Source organism: Roseomonas sp. USHLN139, from assembly GCF_037145735.1.
GTDB lineage: Bacteria > Pseudomonadota > Alphaproteobacteria > Acetobacterales > Acetobacteraceae > Pseudoroseomonas.
The window spans coordinates 1-20,081 of sequence record NZ_JBBCWY010000021.1; the positions used below are offsets into that span (position 1 = coordinate 1).

A 20,081-nucleotide genomic window follows, 5' to 3' on the forward strand; every position below is an offset into this window, starting at 1 on the left:
CCATGGACGTCGAGCTGATCGCGCCGATCGCCATGGACCAGGGCCTGCGCTTCGCGATCCGCGAAGGTGGCCGCACGGTCGGCGCCGGCGTCGTCGCCTCGATCAGCAAGTGATCCGACCCGGTGCGGCCTTCGGGCCGCGCCGGAACGGGCGGGCCGCCTTCGGGCGGCCCGCCTTTTTTGTGCCCGCCTCCCTGCTGCGCGCCTTTTTCGGCCCATCCGGCGGAAACTTGGCCCCGGCCGCGCCTTTGCCCGCTGCTTCCCCCGCTTCGTCCTCTCGACAGCCGCTTTCGGCTGCCCTATAGACGCGGCCTCGCGCAGCGTTGGCTGCCGTGCAGGGGCGTAGCTCAATTGGCTAGAGCGCCGGTCTCCAAAACCGGAGGTTGGGGGTTCGAGACCCTCCGCCCCTGCCAACGGCCTCCGCCTTCCGTCGTGCGAGGCCGGGTCTAGTGGGGTGGCTCCGGACCGGATGCCGCCCGCGAAGCGTTTCCTCCCCCTCAGGGTAACCAGTTAGGGTAGCGATTTTGGCGAAGCTCGATCCCGCGCTGTTCATCCGCGATGTGCGGCAGGAGGTGGCCCGGGTCACCTGGCCGTCGCGCAAGGAAACGCTGATCACCACCGGCCTGGTCCTGGCGCTTTCCGCCGTGGCCGCGGTTTTCTTCCTGCTGACCGACAAGCTCATCCAGTTCGCGGTGGGCCTGCTCTTCGGCTTCGGCGTCTGAGGCGGAGCGATATCATGGCCGACATGAAGTGGTACGTCGTTCACGTCTATTCGGGCTTCGAGAAGAAGATCGCCCAGCAGATCCAGGAGCAGGCGGCGCAGAAGGGCCTGGCCGACAAGTTCGGCGACATCCTGGTCCCCTCCGAGGAGGTGACCGAGGTGCGCCGTGGCCAGAAGGTCAATTCCGAGCGCAAGTTCTTCCCCGGCTATGTGCTGGTGAAGATGGCGATGACCGATGAGGCCTGGCACCTGGTCAAGGACACGCCCAAGGTCACCGGCTTCCTCGGCGCCCGCAACAAGCCCAGCCCGATCTCCGAGGCCGAGGCCCTGCGCATCGTCCAGCAGGTCCAGGAAGGCGTCGACAAGCCGAAGCGCCCCGCGGTGGTCTTCGAGGTCGGCGAGCAGGTCCGCGTCGCCGACGGCCCCTTCACCAGCTTCATGGGCACGGTGGAAGAGGTCGACGAGGAGCGCGGCCGCGTGAAGGTCTCGGTCTCCATCTTCGGCCGCGCCACCCCGGTCGAGCTCGAATACGCCCAGGTCGAGAAGGTCTGAGGCGCCACCCCGCGCCATGCTGCAGCAGTTTCGGCAGCAGGCGCGGACACGGTGGGAGAGGCTGCTGGCCTCTCCCGGCGGCCCTCGCCGGGTCGCCCGCGGCATCGCCGGAGGTGCCGCCGCCGCCATGCTGCCGGCCTTCGGCGCGCATCTCCTCTTCGCCGCCCTCTTCGCCCTGATCCTGCGCGGCAGCCTGCCGGCCGCCGCCGCCGCCTGCCTGGCGCTGGGCAATCCCCTGACCCATCTGCTGCTGGTGCCGGCCGAATTCGCCCTCGGCCGCTGGCTGCTGCCGCCCGGCCTGGAATTCCTGCCCGAGCACGGCCCCTCCTGGCTGATGGCCACCCTGCCGGCGGCGGAGGAGACCGTGGCCGGCGGCCTGGCCTTCGCGATCGTGGCGGGCAGCCTGGCCTTCCTGCTGGCCCGTGCGGCCCTGAGGCGCGCCGCCTGATGCGCATCCTGGGCGTCATCCTGGCCGGCGGCCTGGCCACCCGCATGGGCGGCGGCGACAAGCCGCTGCGGCCCATTGCCGGCCGCCCGATGCTGGAGCATCTGGTCGAGCGCCTCCGCCCCCAGGTCGATGCCCTGCTGCTCAATGCCAATGGCGATCCGGCGCGTTTCGCTGGCTATGGCCTGCCGGTCGCCGCGGACCCGGTCCCCGGCAACCCGGGGCCGCTCGCCGGCATCCTGGCCGGCCTGGACCACGCCGCCGACAGGCAATTCGACTGGGTGCTGACCTGCCCCGGCGACACCCCCTTTATCCCGCCTGACCTGGCCAGCCGCCTGCACGCCGCCTGCCGGCAGGCAGGCACGCCAATCGCCCGGGCAAGCTCGGGCGGCCGGGACCACCCGCCCGTCGCCCTCTGGGCCACCCGCCTGCGCGACGCGCTGAGAGCCGCCATCGACGACGGCGAGCGGCAGCCACGGCGCTTCGCCAATACCCAGGGCTGCGCGACGGTCGAATGGGACGTCAGTTCCGGCGATCCGTTCTTCAACGCCAACACGCTGGAAGATCTGGACCGATAAGAAAAAAGGCCGGGGAGAAGGTATTCTCCCCGGACCCCTCATCTATTTCTGTCTATTTCTCGCAACGAATGAAGACCGTGCTGCGGTTGATGTCCTCGCCGATATCCGCGGCAGAACGATCCGCGCCGGAACTCGGCGCCACCTCCGGCACGATGCCCGCGCGCCGCAGGAACACCTGCGCCGCCGAACCCTTGATGGCGAAATTGACGTTCTGCGGGATGTCGCCGGTCTGCTTGGCGATGTTCTGCGCATGCAGCTTGCTGACCACCACGCCGACGATATGGCCTTGCATGTCCAGCAGCGGCCCGCCTGAATTGCCCGGCTGCACCTCGGCGCTGATCTGATAGTGGTTCGGGTTGTTGCGCAGCCCGTTCATGCCGTTCACCTCGCCCCGCGTCAGCTTCGGGTCGGAGGAGAGCAGCCCGGCCAGCGGGAAGCCGAAGGCGATGACGCCCTCGCCACGCCGGACATCGGGCGTCGAGCGGAAGGACACCACCTCCCCCGGATCGCCCGGCACCGCCAGCAGCGCCAGGTCGACGCTCTCGTCGACGCGGGCCGGCGGCACCGCCGGCAGGGTGCGGCCATCGGCGGTGCGGACGAAGATCTTGTTGCAGCCGGCGACGACATGCTGGTTGGTCAGCACCCGGTCGGTCGCCACCACGAAGCCGGTGCCCGAGGAGCCGGCGGCGCGCGGGTTCGGCGTGCCCTCGGCCGGGCGGCTGGGCGCCGGGCGCAGGTCGGCCGCCGTCACCTCCACCCGCGGCGTCGCGCAGATGTCGCGGTCGCGCAGCGTGGCGCGCTTGCCGTCCGCGGTGACCAGCCGGATGTCGAAGCGGCAGCCCGCCTCGCTGCGGGTGCGCAGCGTGAAGCTCTTGTCGGTCGGCATCGGCCGCGGCAGCGTGTTGCTGCCCCAGTCGGCGCGGCCGCTGCGCACCGCATGCAGCGCGGTCGCGTCCTGCCCGGTGCGGTTCACCACCTGGATGCGGTTCTGGCCGGCTTCGCTGCCGGGGGTTTCGGGGGCGGCCGCCGGCGCCTGGGCGAGGGCGGCGGAGAGCGGGGCCAGCGCGAGGACGGCGCAGGCGACGGGCAGGAGAGCGCGGTGCATGCGCGTGATCTTTGCCTTCGCCGTCAGCGATCAAGGGCCGGGTGCCAGGATTTCACAGGGCAGCCCTGCGTCGGCCGGCTTGACCTTCCCATTATGGGAAGCCCCATCTCCCCGCCATGGCCGACGCTTCCTCCCTCTCGCTCCCCGTCACCGGCATGAGCTGCGCCAGCTGCGCCACGCGGGTCGAGCGCGCGCTGTCCCGCTTGCCCGGCACCGAAACGGCCCGCGTCAACCTGGCCAGCCAGCGCGCCGAGGTCACCGGCACTACGCCGCTGCCCGAGCTCGCCGCCGCCTTGGATAAGGCCGGCTATGGGCTGGCGACGGAAGGCCAGTCGCTCGGCATCGCCGGCATGACCTGCGCCAGCTGCGCCGGGCGGGTGGAACGCGCGCTGCGCGGCGTCCCCGGCGTGCTGGAGGCTTCGGTCAACCTGGCCTCCGAGCGCGCCGCGGTGACGGCCATCGCCGGGCTCGACCCGGCCCTGCTCGCCGCCGCCGTCGAGCGCGCCGGCTACCACATCACCGCCACCGAGGCCGGTGACGCCGCCCCCGCCGAGGACCGCCGCGCCCGGATCGAGCTGGCCATCGCCTTCGCCCTGGCGGCGCCCTTCCTGGTCGGCATGCTCGGCATGGCCTTCGGGCGGCACTGGATGCCGCCGGGCTGGGTGCAGGCGCTGTTGGCGGCGCCGCTGCAATTCTGGCTGGGGCTGCGCTTCTACCGCGCCGGCTGGGCGGCGATCCGGGCGCGGACCGGCAACATGGACCTGCTGGTGGCGCTCGGCACCAGCGCCGCCTTCGGCCTGTCGCTCGTGCTGCTGCTGCAGGGCGGGGAACACCTGTATTTCGAGGCGGCGGCGGTGGTCATCGCCTTCGTCCTGCTCGGCCGCTATCTGGAGGGCCGCGCCCGCCGCGCCACCGGCGCCGCCATTGCCGCGCTGCTGGCGCTGCGCCCGCGCACCGCCCGCCGCCTGACGGCCGGCGGTGCCGAGGAGGAGATTTCCGCCGCCCTGCTGCGCCCCGGCGACCGGCTGGTGGTCCGCCCGGGCGAGCGCATCGCGGCCGACGGCACGGTCGAGGAAGGTGCGGCCGGCGTCGACGAAAGCGCGCTGACCGGCGAGAGCCGCGCGGTGGAGAAGGCGCCCGGCGACAGCGTCGCCACCGGCACCGTGGCGCTCGACGGCCGGCTGGTGCTGCGCGCCACCGCGGTCGGCGGCGAGACCCGGCTGGCCCAGGTGGCCGCCCTGGTCGAGGCCGCCCAGGCCAGCCGCGCGCCGGTCCAGAAACTGGTCGACCGGGTCAGCGCCATCTTCGTCCCGGTGGTGCTGGGGGTCGCGCTGCTGACCCTGCTGGGCTGGCTGCTGGCCGGGGCGGGGCTGGCCGCCGCGCTGCTGCATGCGGTCGCCGTGCTGGTCATCGCCTGCCCCTGTGCGCTGGGCCTCGCCACGCCCGCCGCCATCATGGCCGGCACTGGGGCGGCGGCGCGCGCCGGCATCCTGATCCGCGATGCCGCGGCGCTGGAGCAGGCCGGCCGCATCACCCTGGTCGCCTTCGACAAGACCGGCACCCTGACCGAGGGCCGGCCGCGCCTGGCCGCGCTCATCCCGGCCCTCGGCGTCGCGCCCGCCGCAGCCCTGGCCGCCGCCGCCCGGCTGCAGGCCGGCAGCGAGCATCCGCTGGCCCGCGCCGTGCTGGACGCCGCCGGCGGCCATCCCCCGCCGGCCGGGGATTTCCGCGCGCTGCCCGGCCGCGGCGTCGAGGGCGATGTCGAGGGCCGCCGCCTGCTGCTGGGCAGCCCGCGCCTGCTGCAGGAATCGGGCGCCGATTCCCGGCCGCTCGCCGCCGCCATCGCCGCCGCCGAGGCCGCCGGCCAGACTCTTTCTTTTCTCGTCGAGGCCGAGCCGCCGCGTCTGCTGGCGCTGCTGGCCTTCGAGGATGCGCCGCGCCCCGGCGCCGCCGCCGCCATCCGGGCGCTGCAGGCCCAGGGCGTCGAGACCGCCATGCTGTCGGGCGACGGCCCCGCCGCCGCCGGCGCGGTGGCCAAGGCCCTGGGCATCACCGAGGTCGCCGCCGGCGTGCTGCCGGAAGGCAAGGCGGCCCGCATCGCCGCCTGGCAGGCGAGCGGGAAGAAGGTCGCGATGGTCGGCGACGGGGTGAACGACGCGGCGGCGCTGGCCACCGCCGAGCTCGGCATCGCCATGGGCAGCGGCACCGATGTCGCCATCGCCGCCGCCCCCGTCGTGCTGCTGCGCCCCGACCCGGCGCTGGTCCCGGCGACGCTCGCCGTCACCCGCGCGACGCTGCGCAAGATCCGGGAGAACCTGGTCTGGGCCTTCGGCTTCAACGCGCTGGGCATTCCGCTGGCCGCCTTCGGCCTGCTGTCGCCGGCGCTGGCGGGGGCGGCCATGGCCTTTTCCTCGGTGGCGGTGCTGGGCAATGCGCTGCTGCTGACCCGCTGGAGGAGCACGCCATGAACATCGGCGAAGCGGCGCGGGGCTGCGGCCTCTCGGCCAAGATGATCCGGCATTACGAGGCCGAGGGGCTGATCGTCCCGCGCCGGCTGGAGAACGGCTATCGCGACTATGCCGAGGCCGATCTCGCCGTGCTGCGCTTCATCCGCCATGCCCGGGCGCTGGCCTTCCCGCTGGAGGATGTCCGCCGCCTGCTGGCGCTGTGGCGCGACCGCGGCCGGGCCAGCGCCGATGTCCGGCGCATCGCCCTCGACCATGTCGCGGCGCTGGAGGCCAAGGCCGAGGCGATGCAGGCCATGGCCCATTCGCTGCGCCACCTGGCGCGGCATTGCCATGGCGATGCCCGCCCCGACTGCCCGATTCTCGACGAGCTGGAGAAGCTGCCATGAGTGAGACATTCGCCGTCACCGGCATGAGCTGCGGCCATTGCGTGCGCGCCGTCACCGAGGCGATCCGGGCCGAGGACCCCGCCGCCGCGGTGCAGGTCGACCTGGCCGCCGGCCGCGTGGTGGTGGAAAGCCGCCTGCCGCGCGCCCGGCTGGCCGCGCTGATCGAGGCCGAGGGCTACGCCGCCACCTGAGGTTCAGCCTTCCTTCATCCAGCCGCGGCAAGAAGGCGGTTCGGCGGGGCGCATATCGGCCCCGTGCGGAGAAAAGGCGGGCGGCATGAGCAGCTTGTGGAAAAAAATCCCGGCGCTTCCCAGGATGGGTCTGACCGGCGGGGGGGTGGCATCGGCCCCGCCGCGGGGGGAGGCGGCAAGCCCTTCGGGCACGGCGCTGGCGCCGGAGGCAATGGCCGAGGCCAGTGCCCTGGCCACCCAGCCACCGGCGGGGAGCTACAGCCAGGCGCGCTTCACCGGCTATGGCGGCAGCGACATCCATCTGGTGCCGGCGCCGCCGCCCGTGGTCGAGGCCAATCCGGTGATGGCCCGGCTGCGCGACGAGCTGGAGCGGCTGGGCACCACCTATCGCGACTTCTTCGACACCCATGCGGACATGGACCCGCGCGCCATGACCCGCACCAAGGAGGGCTGGGCCGTCACCTGGCGTCGCTGGGCGCTGGACGACCTCACCGACGAGGTGGCGGAGCAGCGCAACGTCTATGTCATCCATCGGGGCGACAGCTTCCAGCACCGGCTGTTCCTGGACAGGAACGGGCGGCACCTGCTGGCGGTGCAGCCGCAGGACCCCTTCTCGGCGATGCGCTACCGCAAGCTGCGGCCGGACCAGGATCTCTGCGACCTCTACGGGCCTTTCGCGCGGCTTTCGGCCAGCCCGCGCGGCTGAGGGCGGCCCGCCCGCGGCTTCCGGGGGCGGCAAGGCTTCACGCCGCGCCGTCGCAGGCTAGTCTGGGGACCACACCAGGTCTCCAGACCTGCGACAGAGGAGCTTCCGCCCATGCGCATCACCGCCATCCGCGACGGCGTCGCGCCGATCAGCAGCGACATCGCCAATGCCTATATCGATTTCTCCAAGATGACGGCGAGCATCGTCGCCGTCACCGTGGAGGACGGGCAGGGCCGCAGCGCCACCGGCTTCGGCTTTAATTCCAATGGCCGCTATGCCCAGCCGGGCCTGCTGCGGGAGCGCTTCATCCCCCGCCTGCTGGAGGCGCCGGAGGTGGCGCTGTCGACGCCCGAGGGCACGCTGAACCCGGCCGGCGCCTGGGCGGCGATGATGAAGAACGAGAAGCCGGGCGGCCATGGCGAGCGCTCGGTCGCGGTCGGCGTGCTGGACATGGCGCTGTGGGACGCGGCGGCGAAGCTGGAGGGGGTGCCGCTGTGGCGCCTGCTGGCCGAGCGCTACCGCCAGGGCCAGGCCGATGACAGCGCCTGGATCTATGCCGCCGGCGGCTACTACTACCCGGGCAAGGGGGTGGACCAGCTGGTCGAGGAGATGCGCCGCTACCTCGGCATGGGCTATTCGGTGGTCAAGATGAAGATCGGCGGCGCCCCCGGCACGCCGCTGCGCGATGCGCTGAAGGAGGATGTGGCGCGGATCGAGGCGGTGCTGGCACTGCTGGGCGGCGACGGCTCGCGGCTCTGCGTCGACGTCAATGGCCGCTTCGGGCTGCATGCGGCGTTGAGCTATGGCGCGGCGCTCGCCCCCTATAAGCTGCGCTGGTACGAGGAGCCGCTGGACCCGCTGGACTACAGCACCCATGCCGCGCTGGCCGAGCATTACCAGGGCCCGATCGCGACCGGCGAGAACCTGTTCAGCATGCAGGATGCCCGCAACCTGATCCGGCATGGCGGGCTGCGCGCCGACCGCGACATTCTGCAGTTCGACCCGGCGCTGTCCTACGGCCTGGTCGAGTACCTGCGCACGCTGGAGATGCTGGTCGCCCATGGCTGGAGCCCGCGGCGCTGCGTGCCGCATGGCGGCCACCAGTTCGCGCTGAACATCGCGGTGGGGTTGGGCCTGGGCGGCAATGAGAGCTATCCGGAGGTCTTCGCCCCGTTCGGCGGCTTTGCCGACGACACGCCGGTGCAGGACAGCCGGATCAGGTTGTCCGACGCTCCCGGCATCGGCTTCGAGTCGAAATCGGCGCTGTATGCCGTGCTGAAGACCTTGATGGACTGACGGGAGGTGCAGGAACCTCAGGTTCCTGCCGGGGGTGAAGGGGGCGGCGCCCCCTTCTCTGTGTATTCCCGGATGGCGAAGTCCATCCGGCGGACCAGGGCGTCGACGAGTCGCGACGGCGCCAGCGGCGCCAGCCGGAGGGCGAGCGCCAGCGGCCAGGGAAAGGCCATGCGGGCCGCGCCGCGGCGGATGGCGCGCTCGACCTTGATGGCGGCGGCCTCGGCCGAGATGGAAAGCGGCCGCGCCCCCACCCAGCGATCCCCCATGGCGCTGTCGAAGAAGCCCGGGGCGACCAGGGTGACGCGCAGGCCTTTCGGCGCGGTCTCGGCGCGCAGCGCCTCGCCATAGCTCCAGAGGGCGGCCTTGCTGGCGCAGTAGCCGGCGCTGTCGGGCAGGCCGCGGAAGGCGGAGAGCGAGGTCACCAGCGCGATGCTGCCATAGCCGCGGGCGAGCAGGCCGGGCAGCAGCGGCTCCACCAGGTGGAGCGCGCCCATCATGTTGGTCTCGTACTGGGCGCGGATGGCGGCCAGGCCTTCGCGGGCGCCGTCCGGCCGGGTGCCGGCGGCGATGCCGGCATTGGCGATGGCCAGGTCGATGGGCGTCTCGGCGTCCCAGAGGGCAAGCTGCGCCGCCATGGAATCGGCGTCGCGGACATCGAGGCGGGCGGTCTTCGTGGCCGCGCCGGCGGCCGCGCAGGCGGTGGCGGTGGCGGAGAGCGCGCTGTCGTCGCGGCCGATCAGGTGGAGGGTGACGCCGGGGGCCGCGAAACGCTGCGCCAGCGCCGCGCCCAATCCGCGCGAGGCCCCGGTGATGACAACCGACGAGAACATCAGCGCAGGCCCTTGCGGCGGGCGAGCAGGCCGCGGATCCAGCCCTCGAGGCCGCGATGCGCGGTCCAGCGCGAGACCTTCCAGACGCTCGGGTCGTCCAGGCGTTCGAGGATCAGCTCCGGCGGGCAGGGCAGCTCGGTCAGCGGATCGACCTGGCGCGGGAAGAGGATGAGGGTGGCGGCGACCAGCGCGTCGAGCGACAGGGGGCGGCCACGGCGGGGCAGAGCGGGGGCGCGGTCCTCGGTCAGGCCCCAGCCGGCATAGAAGGGCTGGCCCCAGGTGACCACGGGGACGCCGCGCAGCAGCGCCTCGAAGCCGGAGAGCGAGGTCAGGGTGTGCAGCGCGTCGATCTGCGGGAAGAGGGCGGTGAGCGGCGCGCCGGTGACCACCTGGTCGGCCAGGCCGGCCAGCGCCTCGGGCGGCAGGCGGCCCTTGCGGAAGCCGGCCTCCAGGTCGGGATGCGGCTTGTAGACCAGCCAGGCCTCGGGGTGGGCGTCGCGCACCGCCTGCAGCAGCGCCCGGTTGCCCTGGATCGCGCCGCCGCCGAGTCGCACCGAGGCGTCGTCCTCGACCTGGCCGGGAACCAGAAGTTTTTTCCGCCCTGCCGGCGCGGCGATGACGGGGGCCTCGCCGTGGAGATTGTATTTCGTCACGCCCCGCCGGACGATCGCCGCGCGCAAATCGGCCGCCCTGCGGAGCAAATCCGGTGAAAACTCGGTAATCGCGAGAAGGTGTTCCAGGGCGCTCTCGCGGGACGGATCGTAGTAGACGCCGCGCTCGTCGACGGCATAGGCGGCGCCGGGCAGGAAGCGGGCGCCGAGGCCGCGGGAGCGCACGAAGCCGTCCTCGACGGTCAGCAGGGGCACGCCGGCGGCCGCGCATTCGGCGCGGAAGCCGGCGGGGATGGCGCCGGCCCAGGCGGCGATGGCGCCGTGGCGGGCCTGCGCTTCCGCCAGGGCCCGGGCCGGGCGACGGGCGAAGGCAGGCGCGCCGCCGGCATGGGCGAAGAGGGCGGCGATGCGGTCGCGCTTCCAGAAGGCCATGCCCAGGCAGACGGCGACGCGGCGGTTCTCGGCCTGGGCCTGCTGCCACTGGGCCAGCTGGTCGAGCGCCTGCTCCGCGCTCCAGGGGCGGGAAAGGAAGGGATCGACGCAGCGCAGATGGGCCAGCAGCGCGGCCCAGCGCGGCGCGGCGGGCAGCATCCGGCCGGCGACGCGCACCCCGGCGGCGGCGGCCAGCAGGGCCATCTCCGGACCGGCGCCATAGAGATCCTCGGCCAGGTCGAGCAGGGTCCAGGGCGCCAGGCGGGCGCGCAGCAGCCGGGCGCCAGCCGGCGGGCGCAGCTGGAAGGCGGCTTCCGCGGGGGCGGCGGGGTCGCGGGCCAGCAGCAGGGGGCGGCCGCCGGCAGCCGCCTCGGCGGCGGCCAGGGCGGCGCGGGCGGCGGCGGCGCGGTCGGGACGGCAGGGGTCGAGCACCAGCAGGGCGGCGCGGCGCGGCAGGCCCAGGCGGGCGAAGCCCGGATCGGGCAGGCCGGGCTCGCCGCCCAGCCGCGCGGCCACCAGCCGGGCGGCGAAGGCCTCGGCGCGGGCCAGCGCCTCGGGCCCGGCGTCCGGGGCGGCGGCCAGCGGCACCTCGTGCAGGCAGGGGGGCAGGCCGGGCAGCGGCAGCAGCGCCACGGCGCGGTGGCGACCCTGGAAGGCGGGGCTCCGCAGCGGCCCGGCGGCATAGCGCAGCAGCTGGCCCGGCGCCCGCAGCGGCGGCGGGGCATCGAGCGGCAGGGCCAGGAGCTCGGCCCGGGCGGCGGGGGCCGGCTGACATTCCGGCCAGAAAGCCGCCAGATGCGCCGCCTCGGCCGGGCTGGCGGCCGGAAAGGCCAGGCGGCGGCCGATGGTATCGGGTGCCGCATTCCAGCGCGTCTCTTCCATTCCGGCCAAGAATTTCCTCAATAAAGCGTGAGTGAGCGAGTGCAGCCGGGTTTTGCCAGCCGCGAGGCAGTGCGGTAGATTCAAGCCATGCAAGAACGCATACAAGCCTGCGTGAGCGGGAAGTCCAGTGATGGGGTTTTCCGCGCGACGCCGCGCGGCCGCCCGGTCGGTTCGGCGATGAGACTCGGCTCGGCGATGAGGCTGGCGGCCCTGGGCGTCGCCGGCCTGGCGCTGGCCGGCTGCAGCAGCCTGTCCGGTCTCGGCCTGTCGGGCGGTAGCGGCTCGGTGCCGCCGGCGAGCGACGTGCAGCCGCCGCCGCCGCGCATGACCGATCCGCTGGCGAATTTCGCCGCGGCGACGCCGCCGGGCAGCAGCGGGCTGGTGGCCCCGGCCGAAGGCCGGGCGCCGGTCACGGTTCAGGTGGTGCGCGCCTACAACTCGGCCGGCGGGCGGGAATGCCGCGAGCTGCAGATCGGCCAGGGCGTGGCGCCGCGGGCGGCGATCTATTGCAAGGAGCCCTCGGGCGCCTGGGCGGCGGTGAAGCCGCTGCTGCGCGGCGGGGCGGTGGCCCGGCCGTGATCATCGGCGATGTGCCCCGCCGGGCTGAATCCAGCCAGGTGGCGACACAGCTGCGCGTCATCCGTGCGCTCTTCACGCGCGAATTGCTGACCCGGTTCGGCACCAGCCGGATCGGCTTTGTCTGGCTGCTGGCCGAGCCGATGATGCTGGCCATGATGATCTCCACCCTGCACTGGGTGAGCGGCCATGGCGTTGGCAACGGCCTGCCGACCTTTCTCTTCTATGCCATGGGCTATACGCCCTTCGTGATGTTCCGCTCGATCGTCAATCGCGGCGCCAACGTCATCAACGCGAACATGTCGCTGCTGTTCCACCGCAACATCACGCTGCTGGACGTCGCCATCGCCCGCAACCTGATGGAGGCGGCGGTCTGCAGCATGATCATCACCATCTTCATCACGGTGGCGGCGATCTTCTTCAACGAATGGCCGCATGAGCCGGCGCTGCTGTTCTGCGGGCTGATGATGAGCGCGCTGCTGGCGCATGGGCTGTCGATGCTGCTGGCGGCGCTGACCTGCTTCTATGAGGCGCTGGAGCGCTTCACCCACCCGCTGACCTATATGATGATGCCGATCTCGGCGACCTTCTACATGATGAGCATGGTGCCTTCGGAGACGCGGGACCTGCTGCTGATCAACCCGCTGGTGCATGTCCACGAGATGAACCGCTGGGCGCAGTTCGGCGACCGCGTGGTACCCTATTACAGCATCCCCTATGTCCTCTGCTGGATTTTCGGGCTGAACCTGCTGGGCATGGCCGGGCTGCGCGCCGCCCGCTCCCGCATCACCATGATGGAGTGAGCGGGCGATGCTGGAGCTGGACAATGTCTGGAAGAGCTTCGAGACCAAGCAGGGCATGAAGCAGGTGCTGCGGGGGGCCAATGCCCGGATCCGCCGCGGCGAGCATGTCGGCATCCTCGGCCGCAACGGCGCCGGCAAGTCGACGCTGCTGAAGATCATCGCCGGGGTCGAGCGGCCGACGGTGGGCCGGGTGCGCTGCACCATGCGGATGTCCTGGCCGCTGGGCGGCAGCTACGGCATCCAGACCAGCCTGACCGGCGCCGCCAATGCCCGCTTCATCGCCCGGGTCTATGGCACGCCGGTGAAGGAGACCGAGGAATTCGTGGAGGATTTCTCCGAGCTGGGGCATTATTTCCGCGAGCCGGTAAAAACTTACTCCTCCGGCATGACCTCGCGCCTGATGATGGCGCTGTCCTTCTCGGTGGATTTCGACTGCTACCTGGTGGACGAGACGCTCTCCACCGGCGATGCGCGCTTCGCGGACAAGTGCCGCGCGGTGTTCGACATGCGGCGGGCCAATGCCGGCATCCTGATGGTGTCGCACAATCCCTTGCATGTGAAGAAGTACTGCAACTCGGCCGCAATCCTGCGGAACGGCATGCTGGAATTTTACGAGGACGTCGATGAAGCTATCACCGCCTACCAGGGCCTCTGAGCCCGGGATGACCGGTGCGGCGACCCGCCCCGTCACCACGCCGCTCCCCCGGCCGGGCCTGAAGCCCCAGCGCGGCTTCCTCTGGAAGCGCCGGTTCTACCTGCTGCTGGTGGTGCTGCCGACCCTCCTCGCCGGCCTGTATTTCTACGGCTTCGCCACCGGCCAGTTCGCCTCGCAGGCGCAGTTCGTGGTGCGCGGCCGCAGCGGCAGCGGCGGCGGTGGCGGCGCCGGCGGCGGGGCGCTGGCCAGCATGATGGGGGCGGCCGGCTTCGCCGCCACCTCGCAGGATGCGCTGGCGGTGAAGGAGTTCCTGGGCTCGCATGACGCGCTGATCGCGCTGCAGGAGCGGGTCGGGCTGAACGAGCTCTACCGCCGGCCGGAGGCCGATCTGCTGGCCCGGCTCTGGACCGAGAAGCCGCCGGCCGAGCTGCTGCAGATCTACCACAACCACATGAACACCATCACCATCGACAGCACCTCCGGCATCATCACGCTGCAGGCGCGCGCCTTCCGCCCCGACGACGCCCAGCGCATCGTCGAGGAGCAGCTGCGCATGTCGGAGGAGTTCGTGAACAGGCTCTCCGCCCGTGCCCGCGAGGCCTCGCTGGCCCTGGCGCGCGAGGAGATCGCCCGGGCCGAGAAGCGGGTGCTGGACAGCCAGGCCGCGGTCACCGCCTGGCGGCAGCAGGAGCGGTCGGTCGATCCGCAGCGCAGCGCGCAGATGGGGCTCGACGGGCTGGGGGCGCTGGAAGGCCTGCTGACCGGGGCGCGTGCCGAGCTGCAGGAGAAGTCGGCCTATATGCGGCCCGACAATCCGGTCATCTCCGGGCTGCGCAACCGCATCGCCTCGCTGCAGCAGCAGATCAACGAGCACCGGCAGCGGATGATCCGCGGCGGCGAGAACCTGCCGGCCCAGCTGGCCGCCTATGAGCGGCTGGCCCTGGAGCGGGAATTCGCCGACAAGCAGCTGGCCTCGGCCACCGAATCGCTGGAATCGGCGCGGGTGGATGCGCAGCGCCAGCAGCTCTTCGTCACGCGCATCGTGCAGCCGACCATGGCGGAGCTCGCCATGTATCCGCGGGCGGGCATCATCCTGCTCAGCATGTTTATCGTCTTGTCAGTGTTTTACGGGATCGGGTGGATGATGGTGACGGGTGTCCGTGAACATGCGTTCTAGCCGCGCGTCGATCGCCGGCGCCCTGGCGCTGGTGAAGAGTCTGATGCTGGTGCAGACCCTGGTGCTGCTGCAGGGCGGCGTCGCGATGGCGCAGAGCCCGACGCTCTCCAGCCCCTCGCCGGCGCTGCAGTCGCAGGGCAGCGGCGGGCTGATGAGCGTGCCGCAGCTGCTGCCCGCCAGCGAGATGACCAGCCGTGCCGGCACCGCGACCGAGGCCGAGGCGGGGGCGACGGTCGCTGGTCCGCTTTCCGAGCCGCAGCGCCAGGCGGGGCCGAGCCGCGCCGTCTTCGGCGCCGCGCTCTTCGCCCGCGGCGCGCCGAGCGCCTCCGACACCGGCAATCCGAACTACCGGCTGGGGCCGGGGGACCGCGTCAGCGTCCGCGTCTGGGGCGGCGTCGAGGCCGAGGTGATGGGCCAGGTCGATCCGGAGGGGAACCTGTTCCTCCCCTCGGTCGGGCCGCTGAAGATCGCCGGCGTGCGCGCCGGCGACCTGCAGCGCACGGTGGAGGGCGAGCTGCGGCGGATCTACACCCAGCAGGTGCAGGTCTATGCCGTGCTGCTCTCGGCGGCGCAGATCGGCGTCTATGTCACCGGCTTCGTCAAGCTGCCGGGCCGGCACATGGGCTCGGCCTCGGACACGGTGCTCGACTTCCTGCTGCGCGGCGGCGGCGTCGACCCGGTGCGCGGCTCCTACCGCGACATCGTCATCAACCGCGGCGGCCGCACGGTCCAGCAGATCGACCTCTACCCCTTCCTGCTGCAGGGCCGCCTGCCGCAGGTCACGCTGCAGCATGGCGACACCATCGTGGTCGGCAAGCAGGGCTCTGTGGTCTCGGCCGATGGCGCGATCCGCAACAACTACCTCTTCGAGGTGGCGGGGCGGACGATGAGCGGCTCGGAGCTGATGGACCTCTCGGCGCCGCTGCCGGCGGCGACCAATGCGGTGATCCGCGGCACCCGCAACGGCCAGCCCTGGTCGCGCTACGTCACCACGGCGGAGCTGCGGCGGCAGCCGCTGCAGGACCAGGACATCGTCACCTTCATCACCGACGCGCCGGCCCCGACGGTGCGCGTCTTCGTCGAGGGCAGCCGGCTCGGCCCCTCGGTGCTGGTGGCCGACCGCGACACCACGCTGTGCCAGCTGCTGGACTATGTGGCGGTGGACCCGGCGCTGGCCGATACCCGCTCGGTCTTCCTGCTGCGCCAGCGCCTGGCGGCGCAGCAGCGGCGCTCGATCAACGAGGCGCTGGACCGACTGGAGCGGCAGCTGTTCACCGCGACCTCCAGCACCACCGGCGTGTCGCAGATCCGCGCCTCGGAGGCCCAGCTGGTCAGCAGCTACATCCAGCGCGGCCGGCGGATCCAGCCGGAGGGCCGGCTGGTGGTGGCCGATGATTATGGCCGCTGCACCAATATCCGCCTGGAGGATGGCGACACCATCGTGATCCCCGAGCGGTCGGAGACGGTGCTGGTGGGCGGCGAGGTGACGACGCCGCAGGCGGTGGTCTGGCGGCCGAACATGACGATCGACGACTATGTCAACGCGGCCGGTGGCTACACCCAGCGTGGCACCTCGAGCGACATCATGATCCGGCGTGCCAGCGGCCAGATCATCCTGGACCCGCGGGAGGGCCCGCGTCCGGGTGACGAGCTGATCGCGCTGCCGCATCTGGAGATCAAGGGTCTGCAGCTGACCGCCGATATCCTGCAGCTGATCTACCAGTCCGCCCTGTCCGCCCGGGTCTTCACCAACAACTGAGTGCGGCGTGTCCCGCCAGCGGCGGCCCACGACAGACAGAGAGAAGATGGAGGTCCGGGGGAATTCCTTCCCCCGGCCTTTTTCTTTTTCAGGGGTTGAGCAGCGACGGCGCCACCCCTCCCGGCATCACCGTGACGGTGGCCGTCCGCCCCGGAATCAGCCGCAGCCCCTCCGGCAGCGGGTCGAGCGTCACCCGCACCGGGATGCGCTGGGCCAGCCGCACCCAGGAGAAGGTCGGGGTGATATTGGCCACCAGCCCGCTGGTCTGCTCGCGGTCGGCGATGCCGCCGGCGATGCTCGCAACCCGGCCGGTCAGCGCCCGGCCGTCGCCCATCAGGGTGACGCGCACCGGGTCTCCGGGATGGATGCGGGCCAGCTTGGTCTCCTCGAAATAGCCCTGGACATGCAGGCTGCGGGCGTCGACCAGGGCCATCACCGCGCTGCCGGCGGCGACATAGGCGCCGGGGCGCAGCGTCAGGTTGGTGATGGTGCCGTCGGCCGGGGCGAGGACCTCGGTGCGCTCCAGATTGAGCCGCGCCACCTCGCGCGCGGCCTGGGCCTCGTGCCAGCTGGCCTCGGCGGTGGCGGCGTCGGAATGCGCCTGCTCCTGGCGCTGGGCGGAGACGATGCCCTCGTTCAGCCGGTCGTAGCGGCGCTCGTCGCGGCGGGCGCGCTCCAGGCTGGCGGCGCGGCTCTCGACCACCGCCTCGGCCTGCTGCAGGGCCAGGGCGAAGCGGGCGCGGTCCAGGCGGAACAGCGGCTGGCCGCGGGTGACCACGGCATTGTCCTGCACCAGCACCTCGGCCACCAGGCCGGAGACATCGGGGGCGATGCCGATGATGTCGGCGCGCACCCGCCCGTCCCGCGTCCAGGGCGCCTCCATGTAGTAGCGCCAGAGCTGCCAGCCGACCGTGGCGGCCGCCGCCACCAGGGCCAGGGTGAGCAGGATCCGGGCGATCCGGGCGACGAGCGGTTTCATGGCAGCAGGGTCTCCGCAAGGGCGGCGGTGCCGCCCAGGATCAGGATGTAGAGCGCGAAGTCGAACAGGGCCGGGTGCCAGACCCAGCGATAGGCGCCGGCGGCGCGCAGCAGGCGGCGGGCCAGGGCGGCGGCCGGCAGGGCGAGCACCGCCCAGACCAGCAGCGCCGGCAGGAAGATGCCGTAGAGGTCGATTTCCGCGGTCATGCCGGCACACCTTCGGGAATGGGCCCTGGCGCGAAGGGCGAGGGCGCCGCGGGGAACAGCGCCAGGCGCAGCCCGCTGACCGAGAGCGCCGCCTGGCGGGCGGCGCGCGAATCGCCGGCCGCCGCGCAGCTGGCCAGCGTCGCGTCGATCCGCTGCAGCAGCGCGGCGGCGGGCAGCCGGCCGCGCGCCTCGGCGGCGACCGCCTGCAGCAGCGCCTCGACCGCCTGGCGCGGCGCGGCGGGCAGCGCCGCCATCTGCTCGCGCAGCCGCAGCATGTTCAGCGCGGCGCGCAGGTCGGAGAGCTCGGCCACCGGCACGGCGCGGGCATCGACGGCGCCGAGCCGCGCGGCCAGCGCCTCGAAGCGGTCGAGCATGACGCCGAGCAGGCGGCGCAGATCGGCCGGCACCCGGCCCTCGGCCAGCCGCGCCAGGTCCAGCCGGTCGGCCGCGGCCAGCCGCTGCACCCGCCAGGCGACGCCGAAGGAGCGGGCGAGGCGGGCCAGCAGCAGCGCCAGGCCGAGCCCGCCAATGGTCGCCAGCCCGCCATCGGCAAAGCCGGCGAAATCGGTCGCGACATAGCTTTCCTGCAGGCTGATCACGGTGGGCAGGGTGACGGCGATGGCCAGGCAGGGCGCCATCAGCCCCGGCTGCGGCATCAGCGCGCCGATCGGCAGGTAGAGCAGGCCGAGCGCCAGCAGCAGCAGCGGCAGCCCGTCGATCAGGGGCAGGATGGCGAACTGGTAGAGCCCGGCCAGCAGCACCGCGGCGACCGAGCCCATCAGGAACTGGCGCAGCGCCGGCGCCGGGTCGTCGAGCTGGCCGAAGATGCAGAGCGCGACGCCGCCCATCATCGCCATGCTGGCGCCGTGCGACCAGCCGCTGCCGATCCACAGCGTGGCGCCGATCAGCACCGCGCCGGTCGCCGCCAGGCCGGAGAGGGCGACCAGCAGCGGGTCGACATGGCCGGGCAGGTGGTCGGCGGCGGCCGGTGCCGCCTCGGCCGGCCGCTCGGCCTGCAGGCGCTCGGTCAGCAGCAGCGATTCGCGCCAGTGGTTGACCAGCTCGCGCAGCCGCTCGACCAGCCCGTCGCGCAGCAGCGCGGCCCAGGGATCGGCGGCGGGATGCGGGTGGCGGGCGGCCTCGGCCAGCCGGGCCTCCAGCCGCTGGGCGCCGAGCAGGCGGTTCGGCCCCGGCGGCTGCGCCAGGCTGGCGGAGAGCCAGCCAGCGATGTCCTGGCGCAGCGGCGACAGCGCGGCGTCGGCGGCCGGGTCGAGGGCGGCCAGCGACCGGCCGCGCTCGCCGATGGCGGTCAGCAAAGTGGGCAGGGCGCGGGCATGCTCGTGCAGCCGCCCGGCCCAGAGCAGCGGCGCGCGGCGGCCAGCGGCCTCGTAGCGCGCCTGGTGGAACAGGCCGGCCAGCGCGGCGCCGTCGCGGGCGATGCGGCGCCGCTCGGCGGAGAAGCGCTCCGGGTCGTGCGGCCGGGTCAGGCTGTCGGCGCCGAAGCGGGCGAGATCGGCCAGCCAGGCGCGGCTGGCGGCCAGCACCCGGGGCGCGCCCTGGCGCGGGAAGAGCACGCCATGCATCAGCCAGGCGCAGAGGATGCCGAGCCCGATCTCGATCATCCGCCAGATGGCGGTGTCGAAGACGGTCTGCGGGCTGTCGACGATCGGGAAGCAGATCAGCGCCGCGGTATAGCCCGAGAGCATGAAGGCATAGCCGCGCGGCGTCGGGTCGTAGAGCGAGGCGGCCAGGCAGAGCCCGATCCAGACCGCCAGCACGGCCGCGGCCAGAGGCGGCGCATTCACCAGCTGGGGAAAGACCAGAATGGAAAAAAGGCCGCCGCAGAGGGTGCCGACCAGGCGCCAGGTGGCCTTGGCGCGCAGCGCCCCGGCGAAGGGCTGCGCCACGATATAGACGGTGCCCATCGCCCAGTAGGGCCGCGGCAGGTCGAGCGAGAAGGCGATCCACAGCGCCAGCGCGGCAGCGGCGAAGCTGCGCGCGGAATAGAGCCAGTCCTCCAGCGTGGGGGCGCGCAGCATCAGGCCAGGTCTCCCGGTTCGCGGCCGAGATTGGCCGCCATGCGCTCCAGCACCTGCATGGCGATGGCCAGCTCGCCAGCGTCGCAGCCCTGCAGCACCTCCGCCCGCAACGCTTCCAGCGCCGAATCGGCGGCAGCGGCGGCGGCATGGCCGGCCTCGGTCAGGTGCAGGCTGCGGGCGCGGCGATCGGCGGGGTCGGGGCGGCGCTCGACCAGGCCGGCCGCGCCGAGCTGGTCGAGCAGCGGCACCAGCGAGGGCTGCTCGATGCTCAGCGCCGCGGCGAGGGCGCCCTGGCGGATGCCGCTGCCCGGCTGGTGGCGCAGCAGCAGCAGGGCCGAGGCGGTGGCATGCGACAGGCCGAGCGGCGCCAGGCGCAGATCGGCGGCGCGCCGCCAGACGCGGGTGATGACGATGAAATGCGTGCCGAAGCGACGGCGCAGCGCGGCCAGGGCAGGATCGTCGGCCAGCGCAGGATCGTCGGCCAGGGCAGGATCAGCGGCCAGGGCGGCGGCAGGGGAGGGGGCGGCGGGCATGGGAAATAGATAGGTGGCTAATTATAAGCGGAGAATGAATTGCCGCGCCGCGGCAGCCATGCGCCCGGCGCGCGCCGGCGAGCCATGCGCCGACCGCGGGGCGAGAAGGTGTGGACTCCCGCAGGCGGAAAGGATATACGCCCGCCTCCGCC

The 20,081-nt window shown here is 72.7% G+C and carries 22 protein-coding genes and 1 tRNA gene; 16 read left to right on the forward strand and 7 right to left on the reverse strand.

Translation table 11 applies throughout. The features are described from left to right. The 6 genes from WFI16_RS26250 to mobA form a co-directional block, all read left to right on the forward strand. Positions 1-113 (forward strand): hypothetical protein (locus WFI16_RS26250; protein ID WP_419900838.1); only part of this gene is annotated, 113 nt, incomplete at its 5' end. Between the two features lie 222 nt (positions 114-335). After that, positions 336-412 (forward strand) — tRNA-Trp (locus WFI16_RS26255). Between the two features lie 111 nt (positions 413-523). Further along, positions 524-721, forward strand: a complete 198-nt coding sequence (gene secE, locus WFI16_RS26260; protein ID WP_419900812.1) for a preprotein translocase subunit SecE — start codon at positions 524-526, stop codon at positions 719-721. A gap of 14 nt (positions 722-735) precedes the next feature. Continuing rightward, positions 736-1,272 (forward strand): transcription termination/antitermination protein NusG, encoded by a 537-nt coding sequence (nusG, locus tag WFI16_RS26265; RefSeq protein WP_419900813.1) that lies wholly within the window; start codon positions 736-738, stop codon positions 1,270-1,272. A 16-nt stretch (positions 1,273-1,288) separates the two neighbouring features. Beyond that, positions 1,289-1,720, forward strand: coding sequence for a DUF2062 domain-containing protein (locus tag WFI16_RS26270; RefSeq protein WP_419900814.1), 432 nt, complete (start codon positions 1,289-1,291; stop codon positions 1,718-1,720). Continuing rightward, entirely contained in the window at positions 1,720-2,295 is a 576-nt protein-coding gene (gene mobA, locus WFI16_RS26275) for a molybdenum cofactor guanylyltransferase MobA (protein ID WP_419900815.1), read from the forward strand. Before WFI16_RS26270 ends, mobA begins: the two co-directional genes overlap by 1 nt. Before the next feature lie 52 nt (positions 2,296-2,347). Here mobA and WFI16_RS26280 read toward each other — a convergent pair whose 3' ends face one another. Beyond that, positions 2,348-3,400 carry a trypsin-like peptidase domain-containing protein gene (locus WFI16_RS26280; RefSeq protein ID WP_419900816.1) on the reverse strand — a complete coding sequence of 351 codons (1,053 nt, stop codon included), beginning with the start codon at positions 3,398-3,400 and terminating at the stop codon, positions 2,348-2,350. A 116-nt stretch (positions 3,401-3,516) separates the two neighbouring features. Between WFI16_RS26280 and WFI16_RS26285 the strand changes: the two genes are divergently transcribed. The 5 genes from WFI16_RS26285 to WFI16_RS26305 all read left to right on the forward strand — a co-directional run bounded on the left by WFI16_RS26285 (position 3,517) and on the right by WFI16_RS26305 (position 8,447). After that, the gene (locus tag WFI16_RS26285; RefSeq protein ID WP_419900817.1) at positions 3,517-5,868 is read left to right on the forward strand and encodes a heavy metal translocating P-type ATPase; all 2,352 of its coding nucleotides are present in this window, start codon (positions 3,517-3,519) and stop codon (positions 5,866-5,868) included. Then, a complete protein-coding gene (gene cueR, locus WFI16_RS26290) occupies positions 5,865-6,254 on the forward strand; it encodes a Cu(I)-responsive transcriptional regulator (protein ID WP_419900818.1) in 390 nt (129 codons plus the stop codon). Before WFI16_RS26285 ends, cueR begins: the two co-directional genes overlap by 4 nt. Then, entirely contained in the window at positions 6,251-6,445 is a 195-nt protein-coding gene (locus tag WFI16_RS26295) for a heavy-metal-associated domain-containing protein (RefSeq protein WP_419900819.1), read from the forward strand. Before cueR ends, WFI16_RS26295 begins: the two co-directional genes overlap by 4 nt. A gap of 211 nt (positions 6,446-6,656) precedes the next feature. Next, the gene (locus WFI16_RS26300; protein ID WP_419900820.1) at positions 6,657-7,151 is read left to right on the forward strand and encodes a hypothetical protein; all 495 of its coding nucleotides are present in this window, start codon (positions 6,657-6,659) and stop codon (positions 7,149-7,151) included. Between the two features lie 111 nt (positions 7,152-7,262). After that, positions 7,263-8,447 carry an enolase C-terminal domain-like protein gene (locus WFI16_RS26305; RefSeq protein ID WP_419900821.1) on the forward strand — a complete coding sequence of 395 codons (1,185 nt, stop codon included), beginning with the start codon at positions 7,263-7,265 and terminating at the stop codon, positions 8,445-8,447. A 17-nt stretch (positions 8,448-8,464) separates the two neighbouring features. Here WFI16_RS26305 and WFI16_RS26310 read toward each other — a convergent pair whose 3' ends face one another. Further along, positions 8,465-9,277, reverse strand: a complete 813-nt coding sequence (locus tag WFI16_RS26310) for an SDR family NAD(P)-dependent oxidoreductase (RefSeq protein ID WP_419900822.1) — start codon at positions 9,275-9,277, stop codon at positions 8,465-8,467. Beyond that, on the reverse strand, positions 9,277-11,202 hold the full coding sequence (locus tag WFI16_RS26315) for a capsular polysaccharide export protein, LipB/KpsS family (RefSeq protein ID WP_419900823.1): 1,926 nt from the start codon (positions 11,200-11,202) through the stop codon (positions 9,277-9,279). The genes WFI16_RS26310 and WFI16_RS26315 overlap by 1 nt, the downstream gene beginning before the upstream one ends. Positions 11,203-11,397: 195 nt before the next feature. Between WFI16_RS26315 and WFI16_RS26320 the strand changes: the two genes are divergently transcribed. From WFI16_RS26320 to WFI16_RS26340, 5 genes are read left to right on the forward strand one after another with little or no spacing between them, the layout of a single operon-like run. Next, a complete protein-coding gene (locus tag WFI16_RS26320; protein ID WP_419900824.1) occupies positions 11,398-11,781 on the forward strand; it encodes a DVU3141 family protein in 384 nt (127 codons plus the stop codon). A 38-nt stretch (positions 11,782-11,819) separates the two neighbouring features. Further along, positions 11,820-12,581, forward strand: coding sequence for an ABC transporter permease (locus WFI16_RS26325; protein WP_419900825.1), 762 nt, complete (start codon positions 11,820-11,822; stop codon positions 12,579-12,581). Between the two features lie 7 nt (positions 12,582-12,588). Beyond that, positions 12,589-13,236: an ABC transporter ATP-binding protein gene (locus tag WFI16_RS26330; RefSeq protein ID WP_419900826.1), complete on the forward strand. Its 648-nt coding sequence runs from the start codon at positions 12,589-12,591 to the stop codon at positions 13,234-13,236. 7 nt (positions 13,237-13,243) lie between these two features. Next, positions 13,244-14,413, forward strand: coding sequence for a capsule biosynthesis protein (locus tag WFI16_RS26335; RefSeq protein WP_419900827.1), 1,170 nt, complete (start codon positions 13,244-13,246; stop codon positions 14,411-14,413). Beyond that, a complete protein-coding gene (locus WFI16_RS26340; RefSeq protein ID WP_419900839.1) occupies positions 14,403-16,172 on the forward strand; it encodes a polysaccharide biosynthesis/export family protein in 1,770 nt (589 codons plus the stop codon). The genes WFI16_RS26335 and WFI16_RS26340 overlap by 11 nt, the downstream gene beginning before the upstream one ends. An 88-nt stretch (positions 16,173-16,260) precedes the next feature. Here the strand turns inward: WFI16_RS26340 and WFI16_RS26345 are convergent, their stop codons facing one another. From WFI16_RS26345 to WFI16_RS26360, 4 genes are read right to left on the reverse strand one after another with little or no spacing between them, the layout of a single operon-like run. Continuing rightward, positions 16,261-17,151: an HlyD family secretion protein gene (locus tag WFI16_RS26345; protein ID WP_419900828.1), complete on the reverse strand. Its 891-nt coding sequence runs from the start codon at positions 17,149-17,151 to the stop codon at positions 16,261-16,263. Next, positions 17,148-17,357, reverse strand: coding sequence for a DUF1656 domain-containing protein (locus WFI16_RS26350; protein WP_419900829.1), 210 nt, complete (start codon positions 17,355-17,357; stop codon positions 17,148-17,150). Before WFI16_RS26350 ends, WFI16_RS26345 begins: the two co-directional genes overlap by 4 nt. Next, on the reverse strand, positions 17,354-19,396 hold the full coding sequence (locus WFI16_RS26355) for an FUSC family protein (RefSeq protein ID WP_419900830.1): 2,043 nt from the start codon (positions 19,394-19,396) through the stop codon (positions 17,354-17,356). The genes WFI16_RS26350 and WFI16_RS26355 overlap by 4 nt, the downstream gene beginning before the upstream one ends. Next, a complete protein-coding gene (locus WFI16_RS26360) occupies positions 19,396-19,929 on the reverse strand; it encodes a MarR family winged helix-turn-helix transcriptional regulator (RefSeq protein ID WP_419900831.1) in 534 nt (177 codons plus the stop codon). The genes WFI16_RS26355 and WFI16_RS26360 overlap by 1 nt, the downstream gene beginning before the upstream one ends. Positions 19,930-20,081: the final 152 nt, after the last annotated feature.

Coding starts and splice junctions, on each gene's coding strand:
- nusG (WP_419900813.1), top strand. CDS start 736: ATGGCCGACATGAAGTGGTACGTCGTTCACGTCTATTCGGGCTTCGAG.
- WFI16_RS26270 (WP_419900814.1), top strand. CDS start 1,289: ATGCTGCAGCAGTTTCGGCAGCAGGCGCGGACACGGTGGGAGAGGCTG.
- mobA (WP_419900815.1), top strand. CDS start 1,720: ATGCGCATCCTGGGCGTCATCCTGGCCGGCGGCCTGGCCACCCGCATG.
- WFI16_RS26280 (WP_419900816.1), bottom strand. CDS start 3,400: ATGCACCGCGCTCTCCTGCCCGTCGCCTGCGCCGTCCTCGCGCTGGCC.
- WFI16_RS26285 (WP_419900817.1), top strand. CDS start 3,517: ATGGCCGACGCTTCCTCCCTCTCGCTCCCCGTCACCGGCATGAGCTGC.
- cueR (WP_419900818.1), top strand. CDS start 5,865: ATGAACATCGGCGAAGCGGCGCGGGGCTGCGGCCTCTCGGCCAAGATG.
- WFI16_RS26295 (WP_419900819.1), top strand. CDS start 6,251: ATGAGTGAGACATTCGCCGTCACCGGCATGAGCTGCGGCCATTGCGTG.
- WFI16_RS26300 (WP_419900820.1), top strand. CDS start 6,657: ATGGCCGAGGCCAGTGCCCTGGCCACCCAGCCACCGGCGGGGAGCTAC.
- WFI16_RS26305 (WP_419900821.1), top strand. CDS start 7,263: ATGCGCATCACCGCCATCCGCGACGGCGTCGCGCCGATCAGCAGCGAC.
- WFI16_RS26310 (WP_419900822.1), bottom strand. CDS start 9,277: ATGTTCTCGTCGGTTGTCATCACCGGGGCCTCGCGCGGATTGGGCGCG.
- WFI16_RS26315 (WP_419900823.1), bottom strand. CDS start 11,202: ATGGAAGAGACGCGCTGGAATGCGGCACCCGATACCATCGGCCGCCGC.
- WFI16_RS26320 (WP_419900824.1), top strand. CDS start 11,398: ATGAGGCTGGCGGCCCTGGGCGTCGCCGGCCTGGCGCTGGCCGGCTGC.
- WFI16_RS26330 (WP_419900826.1), top strand. CDS start 12,589: ATGCTGGAGCTGGACAATGTCTGGAAGAGCTTCGAGACCAAGCAGGGC.
- WFI16_RS26335 (WP_419900827.1), top strand. CDS start 13,244: ATGACCGGTGCGGCGACCCGCCCCGTCACCACGCCGCTCCCCCGGCCG.
- WFI16_RS26340 (WP_419900839.1), top strand. CDS start 14,403: ATGCGTTCTAGCCGCGCGTCGATCGCCGGCGCCCTGGCGCTGGTGAAG.
- WFI16_RS26345 (WP_419900828.1), bottom strand. CDS start 17,151: ATGAAACCGCTCGTCGCCCGGATCGCCCGGATCCTGCTCACCCTGGCC.
- WFI16_RS26350 (WP_419900829.1), bottom strand. CDS start 17,357: ATGACCGCGGAAATCGACCTCTACGGCATCTTCCTGCCGGCGCTGCTG.
- WFI16_RS26355 (WP_419900830.1), bottom strand. CDS start 19,396: ATGCTGCGCGCCCCCACGCTGGAGGACTGGCTCTATTCCGCGCGCAGC.
- WFI16_RS26360 (WP_419900831.1), bottom strand. CDS start 19,929: ATGCCCGCCGCCCCCTCCCCTGCCGCCGCCCTGGCCGCTGATCCTGCC.